The following is a 16,587-nucleotide window of genomic DNA, read 5'->3' as shown; positions in this document are numbered from 1 at the left end:
TCGCTGGCTCAGGGCGTTCGTCGTTCGGAAAGCCAAGCAATTGGCTTTCCGTCCGCCTCGCGGACCACTCCTCACCCCCAGATCAGCAATGCGACCAGCCCGACGATACCCACCACCAGCCGCCACCAGCCGAACAGCGCGTAGCCGTTGCGCGAGACGTAGTCGAGCAGGAAGCGCACCACGATGAGCGCCGCGACGAAGGCGGCGACGAAACCGATGGCGATGATCGGCAGGTCGGCGGAGGTCAGCACGTTGCGGTTCTTGAACAGGTCGAAGGCGAAGGCGCCGACCATGGTCGGGATCGCCAGGAAGAAGGAAAATTCCGCCGCCGCCCGCTTGTCGACGCCCAGAAGCAGCGCGCCGACGATGGTCGAACCCGAGCGTGACGTGCCGGGGATCAGCGACAGGCACTGGAACAGGCCGATCTGCAGGTAAAGCCTGGTCGGGAAGCGCTCCACATCGCGATAGACCGGTTTCAGGTTCATGCGGTCCACCGCCAGCAGCACGACGCCGCCGATGATCAGCATGATGCAGATGAGCCTTGGCGATTCGAACAGCACCGTCTTGATGAAATCATGCGCCAGCGCGCCGATGACCGCCGCCGGCAGGAAAGCGATCAGGATGCCGATGACGAAATGCCGCGTCAGCCGGTCATGCGGCAGGTCGAGCAGCATCTGCCACAGGCGGCGGAAATAGACGCTCAGGATCGCCAGGATGGCGCCGAGCTGGATCAGGATCTCGAAGGCCTTGCCGGTTGAATTGAAGCCGAGGAAATGGCCGGCAAGCAGGATATGGCCGGTCGAGGACACCGGTATGAACTCGGTCAGGCCCTCCAGCAGGCCGAGCAGCAGGGCTTCGACGATGGTCTGGCTTTCCATGGCTACCTCGGCTTTGCGCGACGGCTAACTGAACGGCTTGCTTGTCATGGCGTTGAAGTCCCCCTATAGGTCGCAACACCCTGACGGCCCGCTAACCGGGCGGCCAAGACTTACCGGTGCGCCCGGCGATTCGCCAGTGTGCAATCCGGAATTCGCCTCACCTGGGAGTAGCGCGATGCGCGAATTCCGGATTCTGAGCCACACTGTGACTTTAAGTTCTAGTGCGGTTTGGATTTGAAGTTCCTGAACGCTGATGCCATTGAGGGGGGCAGGAACTTCAAATCCACCGCACCAGTGCGCTTTATCATCGCGGAACCATGCTGACGCTTTTCCATCATCCCATGTTCGCCACCTGCCGCTTCGTCCGCCTTGCTTTCGGCGAGTATGGCGAGGAGCTGGCGCTGATCGAGGAAAAGCCGTGGACGCGGCGCAAGGAGTTTCTGGCGCTGAACCCGGCCGGCACGCTGCCGATCCTGCTCGCCGAAGGCGACGTGCCGATCGTCGGCGCGACGGTCATCTCGGAATATCTCGACGAGACCCGCGGTGTGCTCAAGCGCGACAAGCGGCTGTTCGCCGAAGACCCGATGCAGCGCGCCGAAATCCGCCGGCTGATCGACTGGTACCTCAACAAGGCCGAAAGCGAAGTCACCCGCCATCTGGTGCGCGAACGCGTGCTGAAGCCGATCATGCCGGAAACCGCCGGTGGCGGTTCGCCCGATTCGGGCGCGATCCGTGCGGCGCGCGCCAACATCCGCCAGCACATGAAATACACCAACTGGTTGGCCGGCACCCGCCATTGGCTGGCCGGCGGCCGGGTCACCTATGCCGATCTCGCCGCCGCCGCGACGTTGTCGGTGCTCGACTATCTCGGCGAGATCGACTGGCGCGAACATGCCGCGGCGCGCGAATGGTACACGCGGGTGAAGTCGCGGCCCTCCTTCCGGCCGCTCTTGACCGACCGCGTGCGCGGCCTGTCGCCGGTGTCACACTATGCGGACCTCGATTTCTGACGCCACAAAACTGCGCGCGCTGATCGACGCGGAGGCGCAGCGCGCCGGCTTCGATGCCATTGCCGTCACCACCCCCGACGCGATCCCGCTGGCTCCGGCCCGCCTGGCCGAATTCATTGCCGACGGCTTTCACGGTTCGATGGACTGGATCGCCGAGACGATTGCAAGGCGCAGCGAACCTTCCGCGCTTTGGCCTGACGTGCGCTCGATCGTCGTGCTGGCGATGAACTATGGGCCGGACCATGATCCGCGTGTGCTACAGGCCAGGCATGACCGGGGCGCAATCTCGGTCTATGCGCAGAACCGAGATTATCATGATGTGATGAAAGGCCGGCTGAAGGAAATCGCCGGCAAGATCGTCGCGCGCGCCGGCGGCGACGTTAAGGTGTTCGTCGACACCGCGCCGGTGATGGAAAAGCCACTGGCGCAAGCCGCCGGTCTCGGCTGGCAGGGAAAACACACCAATCTGGTCAGCCGCGAGCACGGCTCCTGGCTGTTCCTCGGCACCATCTTCACCACGGCCGAATTGGTCACCGACCGCCCCGAGATCGACCATTGCGGCTCCTGCCGCGCCTGCCTCGACGCCTGCCCGACCGATGCTTTCCCGGCGCCCTACCGGCTCGATGCGCGGCGCTGCATTTCCTACCTCACCATCGAGAACAAGGGGCCGATCCCGCACGAATTCCGCGAAAAGATCGGCAACCGCATCTATGGCTGCGACGATTGCCTGGCCGCCTGCCCGTGGAACAAGTTCGCCCGCGCCGCGTCGGAAGCAAAACTCGCCGCGCGCAACGATCTGCGCGAGCCGCCGCTCGCCGACCTGCTCGAACTGGACGACGCGGCCTTCCGCGCCTTCTTCTCCGGCTCGCCGATCAAGCGCATCGGCCGCGACCGCTTCATCCGCAACGTGCTGATCGCCGCCGGCAATTCCGGCGATGCCGCGCTCGCAGTCCCTGTGCGCGCGCTGCTTAGCGATCCCTCGCCGTTGGTGCGGGGCGCGGCAATATGGGCGCTGGCGCGGCTGGTGCCTGACGCCGAATATGCCGAGCGGGCCGCGACCGGTCTGAAAACCGAGAACGATGCGGCGGTGCGCGAGGAATGGCGCCTGGCGCGGCCAGACGGGGCGCATGCATGAGTGAAAAGCAGATCTTCATCTTCGGCGCCGGTTACTCCGGCAAGGCCTTTGCCCGCGCCAACAGGGATGCCGCCGCGATCCTTGGCACGACGCGGTCCAATGAAAAATTCGCGGCCCTGCGCCAGGCCGGCATCGCGCCGCTGCTGTTCGATGGCGCGTTGACCGGCGAAATCGGCGAAGCGCTGCAAAAAACAACCCATCTGGTGATTTCGGTCGCCCCGGAAGAGGCCGGCGACCCCGTCTTGAATGCCGCCCGGGAGGCGATCGCGGGGATGCCGGCGCTCGAATGGATCGGCTATCTCTCGACCGTCGGCGTCTATGGCGACCATGGCGGCGCCTGGGTCGACGAAACGGCCGCATGCCGGCCGGTGTCGAAACGCTCCGTCATGCGGGTCGAGGCTGAGCAGGCTTGGCTGAAGCTCGGCGGGGAAATCGGCAAGCCGGTGGCGATCCTGCGCCTGTCCGGCATTTATGGTCCTGGCCGCAATGCGCTGGTCAATCTGGAAAACGGCACCGCGCGGCGGCTGGTCAAGCCCGATCAGGTGTTCAACCGCATCCATTGCGACGATATTGCCGGGGCGTTGTGGCAACTCATCGAGGACAACAAGGGCGGGATCTTCAACATCACCGATGATGAGCCGGCGCCGCCGCAGGATGTCGTTGCCTATGCCGCGTCGCTGATGGGCGTCGCGCCGCCGCCGGAAATTCCATTCGACACCGCCCAACTTTCGCCCATGGCGCGGTCCTTCTATGGCGAGAACAAGCGTGTCGCCAATGCGGCGATCAAGGCGACGGGCTATCGCTTTCGCTTTCCCGACTACCGCGCCGCCTTCGACCATATGTGGGCAAGCGGCGACTGGCGCGACGGCGAAGCGCGCAGCCCGATGAAGGGCTAAGCAATTCCAGGAAAGGCGTGAAACGGTTTTTCCTCAGGAATTGCGCCAAGGGTTAGGGCGATCGAAGCAGGCTGCGTTGCGTGCTATGATTCGGCCTTGGGATGCGGTGGGATCCGGTTTCATGAAGACAGCGTCACGGCCGGTTGTGGCCAAGAAATCACTGCTGGCGGCAGCACTTGGCCTGTTCGTTCTGGCCGCGCAGCCCGCGGCGGCCGAGGAACGGGCAAAAGACCTGTTCGGCGCCGAAAAATTGCCGACCGCGACCACCCCGCAATCCTTCGGCTTCTACTCCAAGGGCTGCTTCGCCGGTGGTGTCGCCATCCCCATGGACGGCCCGACCTGGCAGGTCATGCGGCCCTCGCGCAACCGCCGCTGGGGCCACCCGGCAATGATCGCGCTCATCGAGAAACTGTCGCGCGACGCCGCTGCCGACGGCTGGCCGGGCCTTCTGATCGGCGACATTTCGCAGCCGCGCGGCGGCCCCATGATGACAGGCCATGCCTCGCACCAGATCGGGCTCGATGCCGACATCTGGCTGACACCGATGCCTGACCGCGCCATGACCAGGGCGCAGCGCGAATCGATGAGCGCCACCTTGATGGTCGACGAGAAGACACATCTGGTGAAGGACGCGCTGTGGACGCCGCAGCACACCGCGCTTCTGAAGCGGGCGGCGAGCTACACCGAGGTGGAACGCATCCTGGTCAATCCGGGGATCAAGAAAAAGCTCTGCGACACCGTCAAGGGCGACCGCAGCTGGCTGCGCAAGATCCGGCCGTTCTGGGGCCACGACTATCATTTCCATATGCGCATCGGCTGCCAGCCGGGCTCGCCCGACTGCAAGGCGCAGGAGGCGACGCCGGATGATGACGGCTGCGGCAAGCCGCTGGCCTGGTGGTTCACCGAAGAACCATGGCGGCCGAACAAGAACCCGGACGCGCCGAAGGCCCGTGACGTGATGACGATGGCCAACCTTCCCAAGGAATGCCGCGCCGTGCTCGACGCGCCGAGCCCGGATTCGGCCGAGGCGGCGACCTATCATGGCGGCGCCGTGCCGGTCGCGGTCGCCGCACCCGAACCGGAGGTGCCATCGCAGCCTGCCGTCGCGGCCGGTGGCAGCGGCGATTTGCCAGGCGCGGCAAATGCTTTCGCCGCGACGCCCAGGATGGGCGCGCCGGTGCCACGGCCACGGCCGCCCGCGAACTGATTGCCTCCGCGCCACCGGCCGGCTCAATCGGTTTAGCCAGCTGTTTTCGGGAAATAGTGGCCGTTTGGCCGCAGAACCCCTCTCTGCGCACGGACGGGTTCGAAAACCGTTTCCCTTTTCAAACCCATGCGCTAGTCAACGGAGGAACGGCGAGACGCCGTCAGGGGGCGCCGGAGACGGACGAGAGCATGCCAAGCGTAAGCGATACCGACACGTCGTTGCGGTTTCCGATCCTGATCGGCGACATTGGCGGCACCAATGCGCGCTTTTCGATCGTGCTTGACGCCAATTCCGAGCCGACCGAGCCGCAGATCGTCCAGACCGCCAATTTCAACACGATCGATGAGGCAATCCAGGCGGCGGTGCTCGACCGCTCGTCGGTCCGCCCCAATTCGGCGGTGCTGGCGGTGGCCGGCCCGGTCGACGGCGACGAGATCGAGCTCACCAATTGCCCATGGGTCGTCAAGCCGAGGCAGATGTTCGCCAATGTCGGCTTGAGCGACATCGTCGTGCTCAACGATTTCGAGGCGCAGGCGCTGGCCGTCGTGGCGCTCGGCGAAGAGCATATGGAAAAGATCGGCGGCGGCACGCCTGAGCCTAATGCCGGCCGCGTCGTGCTCGGGCCTGGAACCGGTCTCGGCGTCGCCGGGCTGGTCTATGCGCTACACCACTGGATCCCGGTGCCCGGCGAAGGCGGCCATATGGACATCGGCCCGCGCACGCCGCGCGATTTCGAGGTGTTTCCGCATATAGAGAAGCTCGAGGGCCGCATTTCCGGCGAACAGATCCTGTGCGGGCGCGGCCTCGTCAACGTCTACCGGGCTGTCGCCAAGGCGGACGGCAAGCCGGCGCCCTTCACCACGCCGGCCGAGATCACCGGCGCGGCGCTGGCCAAGACCGATCCGGTGGCGCAGGAAGCGCTGGAGACCTTCGTCACCTGCCTTGGGCGCACCGCCGGCGATCTTGCCCTGGTGTTCATGAGCCGTGGCGGCGTGTTTTTGACCGGCGGCATCGCGCAGAAGATCGTGCCGGCGCTGAAGGAGGGCAATTTCCGTGCCGCCTTCGAGGACAAGGCGCCGCACAGCGCGCTGATGCGCACCATGCCCGTCTATGTCATCACCCATCCGCTGGCCGCCCTTCTCGGCCTTGCCGCCTATGCCAGGAACCCGTCGCTGTTCGGCGTCCAGACGGCCGGCCGGCGCTGGCAGGCCTGAACCCCCAGCGCGAATCGTCGGGGCGCCCGCGACGAAGTTAATCAGCCGCGGGCATAGGCAAGCCGACCGCATGGCGCTAAGAGGAGTGCCGAATTGCAGCCCGGTCCCAGGCGAAAAACCCACGAAGCTCCCGATTTGACACTTCAAGCTCCAAACAAGCAGAAAGCCAGCGTTGGCGAAGTCAACGCCGTGCTGCGCCGCATCCTCTCCGAAAACGGCCGCGATCATCGCTGGTCCTATGTCGTCGCCGTCTCCTGCATGCTGCTGGTGTCGGGCACGACCGCCTTCACGGCCTGGATCATGAGCCCGATCGTCAACCAGATCTTCTACGAACGGCGCGGCGACCTGGTCGTGTGGATTTGCGCCGGGATCATGGGGGCCTTCCTGGTGCGCGGCTTCGCCGGCTACGGCCAGGCGGTGGCGCTGGCCACGATCGGCAACAATCTGGTGGCGCGCTACCAGAAACGCATCTTCGACCATCTGATGAAGCTCGGCGTCGGCTTCTTCAACGATACGCGCTCCGGCCGGCTGGCGGCGCAGGTCAACGAGAATGTCGGCGGCATCCGTGACCTCTTGTCGATCACGCTGACATCCATCACCCGCGACGCGGTGACCCTGGTCGGCCTTGTCGGCATCATGATCTACCAGGATCCGGTTCTATCGCTGAGTTCGCTGCTGATCGGACCGCCGCTGATCTGGGCGGTCGTCCACCTGACGCGTCGGGTGCGGCGTATCACGCGGGAATCCGTGCTGATCAATTCCCGGCTGATCGGCGCTGTCCAGGAAGCCACGCAAGGCATCGCCATCGTCAAGGCCTTCACCATGGAGGAACAGCTGGCGGCCCGCATCGGCGCCTTGGCCGACACGGCCGAACAGCGGTCGAACAAGATCGCCCGCGTCTCGGAGCGGCTGGCGCCGATTTCCGACATGCTGGCCGGCCTCGCCGTCACCTCCGTCATCGCCTATTCCGGTTACCGGGCACTCGTTCTCGGCCAGCCGCCGGGCGCGGTGTTTTCCTTCATCACCGCGCTGATCCTGGCCTACGATCCGGCACGGCGCCTGGCGCGCATGCAGGTCGGCATGGAGCGCGCGCTGGTCAATGCCCGCATGATCTACGAACTGCTCGACCTCGAGCCGCAACAGGGCGACGCGCCGGATGCCGTCGAGGCACACTTCACGTCGGGTGAAGTGCGCTTCAACAACGTGTCCTTCCGCTATGTCGAGGAGACGCCGGTGCTGCAGGAGCTGAGCTTCGTCGCCGCCGCCGGCAAGATGACCGCCATTGTCGGCGCCTCGGGCGCCGGCAAGACGACGCTGGTGGCGCTACTGCAGCGTTTCTACGACGTCGAGTCCGGCACCATCGAGGTCGATGGCCAGGACATTTCCAAGGTGACCAAACAGTCGCTGCGCGGCTCGATCGCCTATGTCTCGCAGTCGCCCTATCTGTTCGAAGGCACGATCCGCGACAACATCCGCTATGGCCGCATGTCGGCCACCGACGCCGAGATCGAGCGCGCGGCAAGCCAGGCAGCGGCCGACGAGTTCATCCGCCAGCAGCCGCAAGGCTACGACACGCCGGTCGGCGAGAACGGGGCGACGCTGTCCGGCGGCCAGCGCCAGCGCGTCTCGATCGCCCGCGCCATCGTGCGCCAGGCGCCGATCCTGCTGCTCGACGAGGCGACCTCGGCGCTCGACAACGAGGCGGAGGCCCGCGTCCAGGAAGCGCTGACCCATGTCATGGAAGGACGCACCACCATCGTCATCGCCCACCGCCTGTCGACGGTGGTCAATGCCGACCACATCGTCGTCATGGAACAGGGCCGGGTGGTCGAGGAAGGCACGCATGCCGCGCTGATGGCAGATCCGCACAGTGTCTATGCACGGTTCCACAGGGTGCAGGGCAAGAAGGGTCTGGGGCTTGTCGATGACAGCAAGCCGATCCAAACTCCGGTCCGGGCCACGCGTGCGAGAAAGACGGCGGTGAGGAGCACATGAACGATCAAGGCGATATGGGCCTTGTGGTGGTGGGGGCAGCCGGCCGCATGGGCCAGACGCTGATCCGCGCCATCCACACCATTCCGGGCGCCCGCGTCATCGGCGCGGTCGAGCGCGCGGATTCGCCCCATCTCGGCAAGGATGCCGGCGAGCTCGCAGGCATAGGCATCATCAACGTGCCGATCGGCGATGATCCGCTGCCGGTTTTCGCCAAGGCCGACGGCGTGCTCGACTTCACCACGCCGGGCTCATCGGTCGAATTCGCCGGCTACGCGGCGCAGGCGCGCATCGTCCACGTCATCGGCACCACCGGCTGTTCGGCCGACGACAATGCGAGGATCGCGGCCGCGGCGCGCCACGCGACGATCGTCAAGTCGGGCAATATGAGCCTCGGCGTCAATCTCCTGGCGGTGCTGGTCGAACAGGCGGCACGCGCGCTCGACGCCGACGATTTCGACATCGAGATTTTGGAAATGCACCACAAGCACAAGGTCGACGCGCCTTCGGGCACGGCATTGCTGCTCGGCGAGGCCGCCGCCGCCGGGCGCGGCATTGCGCTCGCCGGCAATGACGTGCGTTCACGCGACGGCCATACGGGCGTGCGAAAGAGCGGGTCCATCGGCTTCGCCACGCTGCGCGGCGGTTCGGTGGTCGGCGACCACAGCGTCATCCTCGCCGGCACCGGCGAGCGCATCACGCTGTCCCACCATGCCGAGGACCGCGCCATCTTCGCGCGCGGCGCCGTCAAGGCGGCGCTGTGGGCCCGTGGCAAGAAGCCAGGACTCTATTCGATGCGGGACGTGCTCGGCCTGAGCTGAAGCGGCCAATCTGCCAATTTTGCCAATCTGAAGGAGCAAACATGTCGAGAACCCTCGTGCTCGTGCGCCATGGCCAGAGCGAATGGAATTTGAAAAACCTGTTCACCGGCTGGCGTGACGTCGACCTGACCGAGCAGGGTCACGCCGAGGCCAAGGCCGCCGGGCAAAAACTCAAGGCGCGCGGCATGAAGTTCGACATCGCTTTCACCTCGGCGCTGAGCCGGGCGCAAAAGACCTGCCAGCATATTCTCGACGCCGTTGGCCAGAGCGATCTCAAGACCATCCGCGACCAGGCGCTCAACGAGCGCGACTATGGCGACCTTTCCGGCCTCAACAAGGACGATGCCCGCAAGAAATGGGGCGAGGAGCAGGTGCATGTCTGGCGCCGCTCCTACGACGTGCCGCCGCCAGGCGGCGAAAGCCTGAAGGACACCGGCGCCCGAGTCTGGCCTTACTATTTGCACGACCTGCAGCCGCACGTGCTGCGCGGCGGCACGGTGCTGGTCGCCGCGCACGGCAACTCGCTGCGCGCGCTGATCATGGCGCTGGACGGCAAGTCTGGCGAGGAGATCGTCAAGCTGGAACTCGGCACCGGCGTGCCGGTCATCTACCAGCTGAACGCCGATTCGACCGTGGCGTCGAAGGAAGTGCTTGAAGGCTGAGGCTTGCTGAGCCGGCAAGCGGAAGTCCAGCCTCGGCTGGAACATGGCGCTTTGCCAAAGCTGTGTTTCCAGCTTTCGGCGGCATGGTCCAAAAAGCGCGTTGACAGCAATCGCTTGCCCGCTTACATGAGCCCGCACCAGCCCAGATGGCGGAATTGGTAGACGCGCACGGTTCAGGTCCGTGTTCCGCAAGGAGTGGAGGTTCGAGTCCTCTTCTGGGCACCAAATTCCCGTTTCGAACCGTTCGATGGTTCAGAGACCCAAAGAAAAAGCCCGGTTCGTCCGGGCTTTTTCTTTGTCCGGCATATCGGCGTTGTCCGGTGCCCGACTGTCAGCGAACTGACAGGTTCCTCCAGCCAATGTCTCGCCGGGTCGCGATCGTCAATGCCCGGTTCCACAACCGCTCTCGTCGGGCCAACCGTCACGGCCCCCTCGATTGCCGTCGAAGGGACCGACCCGACAAAGCTTTGACATGATCGCGGCTAGTTTAGAAACATTCAAAATTGGATGGCCTTGCATGAACCCTACCTACACAAGCGCACAGAAGGCCATTCATTGGGCCGTGTTTCTGCTGGTTATCGGCCTTTACGGCCTGACTTATGTCGCGGATATCTTTCCACGCAACGACCCCGGCCGGGCACTCGTCTGGTGGTTCCACATCTCGTTCGGGATGCTGCTGTTGGCGCTGGTCGTCATCCGCATTGGCCTGCGCCTGATCTTGGGAACCCCGGGGCTGCCGCGGGACATGTCGGAGCTGGAACGATGGGTGGCCAAGGTCGCGCATCTCGTGCTTTACGGGCTGCTTGTCGCCATTCCGGTTCTTGGCATCCTGGTGACCTGGTACAGGGGCGACGCCTTGAGTTTCTTCGGCCTCTTCACCATCCCGGCTCCGGTCTCCGCGGACAGCGCCACGGCCCGAACCATAAGGGAATTGCACAGCCTCTGCGCCAATCTGATCCTGATCGTTGCCGGTCTGCACGCGGCGGCTGCGCTCTGGCATCACTATATCCGCGGGGACGACGTGCTCAAGCGTATGCTGCCGGGGACAACTGGCCCCTGATTGCAAGGCAACGTCGGCGGGCGATGCCCTTTGCCGTGTTTGCGGACCAGGAGACAAGGCCAGGTGACGAGCCGGATTGAAACACAAGGTCTGCTGCATGGCCCTCGGATGAAACCGATGCTGAAACATCTGGCGACGGCGAGCCTGGTCGGGCTTGTCCTGCTTCGACCGGTCCACGCCCGCGCGGACGAGGATGACGATGGCGATCACGACCGGGCGCGGGACCTTTACGAGCGTGGCGAAATAAAGGGCCTGGCCAATATCCTTGGCGTGGTTCACGCCGATGCACCCGGCGACATCGTGGCCGTCGATTTCATCCGGATCGGCGACCGCTGGGTTTATCGCTTCCAGGTCGTCGCCCCTGACGGACGCCGCAGGATCGTTGATGTCGATGCCGGCGCCGGCGTGCTGATGCGCGGCAGGGGCGGTGACTGATGAAGATACTGCTTGCCGAAGACGAGCCGCGCATCGCCAGCGACATCGCGGCGGTGCTCAAGGCCGCGGGGATGGCCGTCGATACCGTGCGCGACGGAGAGGCCGCCTGGTTCGCGGGCGACGTCGAGAATTACGACGCGGCGATCCTCGATCTCGGATTGCCGAAACTCGATGGCCTGACCGTGCTGAAGCGCTGGCGGGCCAACACGCGCCGCTTTCCCGTCCTGATCCTGACGGCACGGGGCCTTTGGACCGAGCGCGTCGAAGGCATCAATGCGGGCGCCGACGACTATCTGCCCAAGCCGTTCGAAATGGACGAACTGCTGGCGCGGCTGCGCGCGATCCTTCGCCGTTCGACAGGCCAGGCGGCGCCGGTGCTGAAATCCGGACCGCTGCTCCTCGACACGCGCCAGATGCGCATTTCGCTGCGCGGCGTTGCCGTCGCATTGTCGCCGCTGGAATACCGGCTGATGGCGTTCCTGATGCATCATGCCGGGCGCGTGGTGGCGCCGACCGAACTCGCCGAGCATCTCTACGATTCCGGCAATGATCGCGATCCGAACACAATCGAGGTCATTGTCGCGCGCCTGCGCCGCAAGCTCGGCAACGACGTCATCGAGACTCGGCGCGGGTTCGGATATTTCGTCCCCGACGAGCCGTCCTGATGGGCAATTCGATCCGCTTCAGGCTCTGGTCGGCGGCCACCATTTCGATTCTCGTCGCCCTGGCCATTGCCGGGGTCGGGCTGCGCTATCTGTTCGAGCTGAATGTCGAGAGGCGTATCGTCGGCGAACTGACCGCCGATCTCAATGAACTGATCGGCGCGACCAGCTTCGCGGCCAACGGCCAGCTTTCGGTCGCCCCGGACCTGACGGACCCTCGCTTCACCAATCCATTGTCGGGTCATTACTGGCAGGTGGAAGACCTGGCCAGCCATGGTCTGGTTCGCTCGCGTTCGTTGTGGGACGCAACGCTTGCGTTGCCCGACCAGGGCGCGAGCGGCGAACTGAGAACGATCGAGGAGCTCAAGGGGCCTGGCGGCGAACTCACCGTGGCCGTCGTGCGCACCATAACCGATGCCGACGGCCGGTCGTTTCGCGCCATCGTGGCGGAAGATCATGGCAGCGTCACAGTGTCGGTGCGCGAATATGTACGCGATCTCGTCCCGGCGCTCCTCCTGCTCGCCGCCGCCCTCATGGTGGCCTTCTTCGTCCAGATCACCGTTGGCCTCGCGCCGCTGGAAAGCCTGCGGGTCGCCGTTCGAAACGTGATCGCGCAGCGGACGGCACGACTGGACGTGGCGGCGCCGAGCGAGGTGCAGCCGCTCGCCGACGAAATCAACCGCCTCCTCGATGCACAGGAGAAGGCCCTTGCACGCGCCCGGTCGCGCGCCACCGACCTGGCGCATGGCCTCAAGACGCCACTGCAGGTGCTGTCGGCCGACATCCGGGCCCTGCGCGGCAAGGGCGAGACCGAGCTGGCCGACGAGATCGAGAAGAGCGCTGGAGCGATCCGACGTCATGTCGAGCGCGAACTCGCGCGCGCCCGTCTGGCGCCCGGCGTTTCCGGCAAGGCATCGTGCCGCGTCAGGGAAGCCGCGGCCGGCGTCATCGCCGTCATCAAGCGCACGCCGGGCGGCAAGCAGCTCTCGTTCCGGATCGACGCCGCGGAGGATTTCATGGCGCCGGTCGACGAGGGCGACCTTTCGGAAATCCTCGGCAATCTGGTCGAGAACGCGGCGCGCTTCGCAAGATCCTCGGTCCGGGTCAAGGCGTGGGCAACCGGCGGCGAGGTGTCCATCGCCGTCGCCGACGACGGCCCGGGTATCCCCGACGCGGACCGGGAATCCGCCCTGTCACGCGGGGTGCAGTTGGACAGCAAGGGCGGCAGCAGCGGGCTGGGCCTGGCCATCGTCGCGGACATTGTCGAAGCCTATGGCGGACGGCTGACGATGACCAACGCCGACCCCGGCCTGGTCGTGACCATCACCCTCCCCCGGCAAGGTTGATCGACGCTCAGGCAAAGCCGGGGAAATAGTCGACCTTTATCTTCGAGCGGCGAACACCCATGCCCAGCAGCGTATCGCGCAGCGCTTTGACCATGGCCTGGGGGCCGGAAATGTAGAAGGTCCGCTCCAGATAATCGGGGATGGCCAGGCGCACCAGGCGCGCGTCGATATAGCCGGGATACTGGCCCCGCTCGGCCCCCCGGGCCACGGCAAGCACCGTCCTTATGCCCAGTTCCCGTCTCGCCGCGCCGAGCACATCGCGATAGGCGATGTCCTGCTGGGTCTCGGCCCCGTAGAGGACGACGATCGGCCGCCTTTCACGGCTGTCGATGAGATATTGCAGCATCGAGCGGAATGGCGTGATGCCGATGCCGCCGGCCAGGAAGGCAACCTTGGTTTGGCGATTGGCCGGCAAGGTGAAGTCGCCGGCCAGTTGGGAGGCGTGGATCGTGCTGCCCGGCTTCATTGTGCCCAGCATTTGCTTGAAGGCGCTCGATTGCGGGTAGAACTTGACCCCGAGCCGTATGGATTGCTCCGTGGGCGCCGACGCCACCGTGAAATAGCGGCGGTTGCCGCGACTGTCCGATCGGTCGAGCCCAAGTGTCCATTCCAGATACTGTCCAGCCTGGAAGGCAAGCTTTCGCGGTGACCTGAAGATGAAATCATAGCTGTCGACCGCCGATTGCTCGATGCGCTCGAGTGTCAACACGAAGCGTCCCCTTGGGCTCACGGCGTAGGCAAACAGATTGCCGGTCAGAAGCGCCAGTTCCGGCGTGAAATAGAACGAGCCGACATGGATGTTTGGCGCGAACAGGAAGCCGACGATGGCGGCGAAGGCGATGCGCGGCCACCGTGTGGTCGGCGCCGTCAGCGGCTCGGTCAGCATCACGAAGGCGAAGAACAGCAGCGGCGACGAGCCCAGCGTCTCCGTCAGCGCGGCGGCGTACTGCGACGGCTCGGTGGTTGCCAGGATTGTCGTCAGCGCGACGACACCGAAGGTGGCGACCAGATCGAGCCGGCGCAGCTTGCGCACCATGAGGAGGCCGCCGACAAGCACGACGGGAAGCAATGGCAAATTGCCGCCGACCCACCAGCTGGCCGGCTGGTCGAGCAGCAGCGCGGTCAGCGCCACGCCCAGCGCCGCGGGATTGAACAGGTGTTTCCCGCCGATGGCGAGGATGAACTTGGATGAAATCGCCCAGACGCAGGCGAACACCACCGCGCATATCCCCTTGAGGTCCGTGGCGGCCACCGGATCGAGGATGAGCGCCAGAATGAGGGCGGTGATGTAGACGGACTCGGTGTTGGCCGGAACCTTGAAGACGGCCGCAAAAACCCTGTTGGTGACCCAGCAGGCGGCCAGCACCAGCCCCGTCGTGAAGGAGAGCATGACCGGATCATGCGGCACCAGCTTGAGGAAGCCGAGCACGACGGCCGTGCCCAGCAGGGCGATCAGGTAATAGAGGACCAGCCGGTACATGGTCTGATGGTCGAGAAGCCGGTCGATGGTCTTGATCATGGCTGGCAAAAAGCTCCGAAGCCGCTCGTCGGCGTGGCCCGACGGTTGCTGTCGACGACGTAGCCTTCGAGGCCAGGCGCCTGTTCGAGGAAGAGAATGCCCCGCCGGCCCATGGCGAAGGCGGCGGTGGCGAAACGGTCGGCCTCGAACACATCCGAGCCGATGACGGTCAGGCTGACGATTTCGGTGATGGGATCGCCGGCCCCGAGCGGATTGTAGATGTGCTGCCCGCGCACATAGGTGCCGGAGGTGGCGACGCCGTGTCCTCGCGGATAGACGATCTTGATGACCTCTTCGGCATTGAAGGGATTGCGGATGCCGACGCTCCAGTCGAGACCCGAAGCATTTCGGCCGCAGGACTGGATGTCGCCGCCCGCCTCGATGAAGAAATCGCCGACGCCGGCCCGGCGAACGATCCCGGCGGCATTGCGGATGGCCCAGCCCTTGACGATGCCGGACGGGTCCAGCGATCCGTCTGGCTTGCGGATGTCGAAATACCCGTCCGTCTGGTTTTTCGTCTGTGCGGCAAGCGCCATCACTTCCGTCATTTCGGCGCTCCAGTCGCGGATCGGAAGATCACCCCGGTTGATGGTCGAAATCTCGCTGTCGGTCCGGTAGGTGCTGAAGCGGCGGTCGATGTGCTCGAAATAATCGAAGACCGTGTCGACAAGTGTCGCGCCCGAGGCACCGGCGATGTCGACGGTGATGGGCATGCCCATCAAGATCCTCGTATCGCGCATGGATCAGGACGATGCCTTCTTCAATGCGCCGCCAAGCGACTGGATGAAGGCCCTGCTGGTCAGCGTGGCGCCCGAAATGATGTCGACATCGGCGCTCTGCGCACGGATCGCCTCGTCACGCAGCATCGGCAGCGCCTGCCTGTTGATGCTGATCGAGGTGCGGCGGTCATTCGGGTATTTCAGCACCTTGAGCGCCGTGAGGCGGCCGCCCTGGATGGAAGCCTGAATCTGGATAAGGCCGTAATAGGCATCGGCGGCAGGACCGGTGTAGGTACCGTCGGCAAAGCCGTGCCCCGCCGGCTTGGTGCCCGGGCTTACAGCCAGCTTCATGGCGGCCTTGAAGACCCGGGCGTGTGCTTGCGGATAATCCGGTCTCGGCTGGGGAATCGGGATATAGACGGCCGGGGTTATGGTGAAGGACGCCGTCCGCGGCGCGGCATCGGCGACAGTTTGAGCTGACGCCTGTTCTGGCTGGGCTGCGGGCGCTTGGGAAAGCTGCGGAGAGCTGGCTGAGAGCGGCGGCTTGGTCGCCTGCTGCTGCTTTGGCGCGGGCGCGGAGATCGCGGCGGTGGTTTCGCCGCCGACCGATGTCGGCGTGGTCGCGGGAGGATCGAGCCGCGCACTCTGCTGGCGGATCCCGGGCGATGGCGGTGGAGGCGCTGGAGTGGGATCAGTTTGAACGGGGCTGGCCGGAGCAGGGGGCTGCGCCACACTGTCCTCGGCGGCATTGGCGGAACCCGCCGTGTCGATCATGTCGCCGGCAGGACCCTTGCCTGCCTGGTCCCAGACATAGGCGCCCGAAGACGCGATCACGAAAAGCGACAGGGCAATCTGTTTCATTGGCTCGTCTCACCTTCAATCCCGTGCCGGCGAATCGACTTCGCGGCAATTCGGAAACAATGTCTCACGATCCAGCTGACAATTGGCTGTCAGGCGCGGACACCGTCGACAGCACCGATCCTTGAACCTCCAGTCGTCATCCCGGCACGAATGGGACGACGGCCGTCAAC

At 65.1% G+C, this 16,587-nt stretch carries 16 protein-coding genes and 1 tRNA gene; 13 read left to right on the top strand and 4 right to left on the bottom strand.

The features are described 5' to 3' along the window. Positions 1-71: 71 nt before the first annotated feature. A complete protein-coding gene (locus CK227_RS14135) occupies positions 72-878 on the bottom strand; it encodes an undecaprenyl-diphosphate phosphatase (RefSeq protein ID WP_095773395.1) in 807 nt (268 codons plus the stop codon). 317 nt (positions 879-1,195) lie between these two features. On the opposite strand from CK227_RS14135, the gene CK227_RS14130 reads away from it, so the two are divergent. From CK227_RS14130 to CK227_RS14070, 13 genes are all read left to right on the top strand, one after another. Next, positions 1,196-1,888, top strand: a complete 693-nt coding sequence (locus tag CK227_RS14130; RefSeq protein WP_010912586.1) for a glutathione S-transferase family protein — start codon at positions 1,196-1,198, stop codon at positions 1,886-1,888. Then, a complete protein-coding gene (gene queG, locus CK227_RS14125) occupies positions 1,869-3,023 on the top strand; it encodes a tRNA epoxyqueuosine(34) reductase QueG (protein ID WP_095773394.1) in 1,155 nt (384 codons plus the stop codon). The genes CK227_RS14130 and queG overlap by 20 nt, the downstream gene beginning before the upstream one ends. Beyond that, positions 3,020-3,919, top strand: coding sequence for an SDR family oxidoreductase (locus tag CK227_RS14120; protein WP_095773393.1), 900 nt, complete (start codon positions 3,020-3,022; stop codon positions 3,917-3,919). Before queG ends, CK227_RS14120 begins: the two co-directional genes overlap by 4 nt. Before the next feature lie 121 nt (positions 3,920-4,040). Next, positions 4,041-5,126 (top strand): penicillin-insensitive murein endopeptidase, encoded by a 1,086-nt coding sequence (gene mepA, locus CK227_RS14115; RefSeq protein WP_095773392.1) that lies wholly within the window; start codon positions 4,041-4,043, stop codon positions 5,124-5,126. Positions 5,127-5,314: 188 nt separating this feature from the next. Continuing rightward, positions 5,315-6,340 (top strand): glucokinase, encoded by a 1,026-nt coding sequence (locus CK227_RS14110; protein ID WP_095773391.1) that lies wholly within the window; start codon positions 5,315-5,317, stop codon positions 6,338-6,340. Between the two features lie 135 nt (positions 6,341-6,475). Next, positions 6,476-8,335, top strand: a complete 1,860-nt coding sequence (locus CK227_RS14105) for an ABC transporter ATP-binding protein (RefSeq protein ID WP_095773390.1) — start codon at positions 6,476-6,478, stop codon at positions 8,333-8,335. Further along, a complete protein-coding gene (dapB, locus tag CK227_RS14100; RefSeq protein WP_095773389.1) occupies positions 8,332-9,153 on the top strand; it encodes a 4-hydroxy-tetrahydrodipicolinate reductase in 822 nt (273 codons plus the stop codon). The genes CK227_RS14105 and dapB overlap by 4 nt, the downstream gene beginning before the upstream one ends. Before the next feature lie 41 nt (positions 9,154-9,194). Next, positions 9,195-9,815, top strand: a complete 621-nt coding sequence (locus CK227_RS14095; RefSeq protein WP_095773388.1) for a 2,3-bisphosphoglycerate-dependent phosphoglycerate mutase — start codon at positions 9,195-9,197, stop codon at positions 9,813-9,815. A 140-nt stretch (positions 9,816-9,955) separates the two neighbouring features. Continuing rightward, positions 9,956-10,040: transfer RNA gene (locus CK227_RS14090), tRNA-Leu, on the top strand. Positions 10,041-10,332: 292 nt separating this feature from the next. Beyond that, the gene (locus CK227_RS14085) at positions 10,333-10,875 is read left to right on the top strand and encodes a cytochrome b (RefSeq protein ID WP_095773387.1); all 543 of its coding nucleotides are present in this window, start codon (positions 10,333-10,335) and stop codon (positions 10,873-10,875) included. A gap of 117 nt (positions 10,876-10,992) precedes the next feature. After that, positions 10,993-11,310, top strand: a complete 318-nt coding sequence (locus CK227_RS14080; RefSeq protein WP_245318145.1) for a hypothetical protein — start codon at positions 10,993-10,995, stop codon at positions 11,308-11,310. Beyond that, positions 11,310-11,975, top strand: coding sequence for a response regulator transcription factor (locus tag CK227_RS14075; protein ID WP_095773385.1), 666 nt, complete (start codon positions 11,310-11,312; stop codon positions 11,973-11,975). Before CK227_RS14080 ends, CK227_RS14075 begins: the two co-directional genes overlap by 1 nt. Beyond that, complete coding sequence (locus CK227_RS14070; RefSeq protein WP_095773384.1) at positions 11,975-13,318, top strand: HAMP domain-containing sensor histidine kinase; 1,344 nt, start codon at positions 11,975-11,977, stop codon at positions 13,316-13,318. Before CK227_RS14075 ends, CK227_RS14070 begins: the two co-directional genes overlap by 1 nt. 7 nt (positions 13,319-13,325) lie before the next feature. Here CK227_RS14070 and CK227_RS14065 read toward each other — a convergent pair whose 3' ends face one another. The 3 genes from CK227_RS14065 to CK227_RS14055 are packed head-to-tail and all read right to left on the bottom strand — an operon-like array spanning position 13,326 to position 16,417. After that, positions 13,326-14,837, bottom strand: a complete 1,512-nt coding sequence (locus CK227_RS14065) for an RnfABCDGE type electron transport complex subunit D (protein ID WP_095773383.1) — start codon at positions 14,835-14,837, stop codon at positions 13,326-13,328. Next, positions 14,834-15,556 (bottom strand): FAD:protein FMN transferase, encoded by a 723-nt coding sequence (locus tag CK227_RS14060; RefSeq protein WP_245318144.1) that lies wholly within the window; start codon positions 15,554-15,556, stop codon positions 14,834-14,836. Before CK227_RS14060 ends, CK227_RS14065 begins: the two co-directional genes overlap by 4 nt. 24 nt (positions 15,557-15,580) lie before the next feature. Then, positions 15,581-16,417 (bottom strand): FMN-binding protein, encoded by an 837-nt coding sequence (locus tag CK227_RS14055; RefSeq protein ID WP_095773381.1) that lies wholly within the window; start codon positions 16,415-16,417, stop codon positions 15,581-15,583. Positions 16,418-16,587: the final 170 nt, after the last annotated feature.

It is taken from the genome of Mesorhizobium sp. WSM4308 (assembly GCF_002294905.1).
Classification (GTDB): domain Bacteria; phylum Pseudomonadota; class Alphaproteobacteria; order Rhizobiales; family Rhizobiaceae; genus Mesorhizobium.
The sequence above is the reverse complement of the archived record's forward strand: the minus strand, read 5'-3'. Positions and strand labels throughout refer to the sequence as shown.

Excerpts from the sequence above, each read along its gene's own strand:
- CK227_RS14075 (WP_095773385.1), top strand. The coding sequence starts at position 11,310 with ATGAAGATACTGCTTGCCGAAGACGAGCCGCGCATCGCCAGCGACATC.
- CK227_RS14065 (WP_095773383.1), bottom strand. The coding sequence starts at position 14,837 with ATGATCAAGACCATCGACCGGCTTCTCGACCATCAGACCATGTACCGG.
- dapB (WP_095773389.1), top strand. The coding sequence starts at position 8,332 with ATGAACGATCAAGGCGATATGGGCCTTGTGGTGGTGGGGGCAGCCGGC.
- CK227_RS14085 (WP_095773387.1), top strand. The coding sequence starts at position 10,333 with ATGAACCCTACCTACACAAGCGCACAGAAGGCCATTCATTGGGCCGTG.
- CK227_RS14120 (WP_095773393.1), top strand. The coding sequence starts at position 3,020 with ATGAGTGAAAAGCAGATCTTCATCTTCGGCGCCGGTTACTCCGGCAAG.
- CK227_RS14080 (WP_245318145.1), top strand. The coding sequence starts at position 10,993 with ATGCTGAAACATCTGGCGACGGCGAGCCTGGTCGGGCTTGTCCTGCTT.
- CK227_RS14135 (WP_095773395.1), bottom strand. The coding sequence starts at position 878 with ATGGAAAGCCAGACCATCGTCGAAGCCCTGCTGCTCGGCCTGCTGGAG.
- CK227_RS14130 (WP_010912586.1), top strand. The coding sequence starts at position 1,196 with ATGCTGACGCTTTTCCATCATCCCATGTTCGCCACCTGCCGCTTCGTC.
- CK227_RS14055 (WP_095773381.1), bottom strand. The coding sequence starts at position 16,417 with ATGAAACAGATTGCCCTGTCGCTTTTCGTGATCGCGTCTTCGGGCGCC.
- queG (WP_095773394.1), top strand. The coding sequence starts at position 1,869 with ATGCGGACCTCGATTTCTGACGCCACAAAACTGCGCGCGCTGATCGAC.
- CK227_RS14095 (WP_095773388.1), top strand. The coding sequence starts at position 9,195 with ATGTCGAGAACCCTCGTGCTCGTGCGCCATGGCCAGAGCGAATGGAAT.
- mepA (WP_095773392.1), top strand. The coding sequence starts at position 4,041 with ATGAAGACAGCGTCACGGCCGGTTGTGGCCAAGAAATCACTGCTGGCG.
- CK227_RS14060 (WP_245318144.1), bottom strand. The coding sequence starts at position 15,556 with ATGGGCATGCCCATCACCGTCGACATCGCCGGTGCCTCGGGCGCGACA.
- CK227_RS14070 (WP_095773384.1), top strand. The coding sequence starts at position 11,975 with ATGGGCAATTCGATCCGCTTCAGGCTCTGGTCGGCGGCCACCATTTCG.
- CK227_RS14110 (WP_095773391.1), top strand. The coding sequence starts at position 5,315 with ATGCCAAGCGTAAGCGATACCGACACGTCGTTGCGGTTTCCGATCCTG.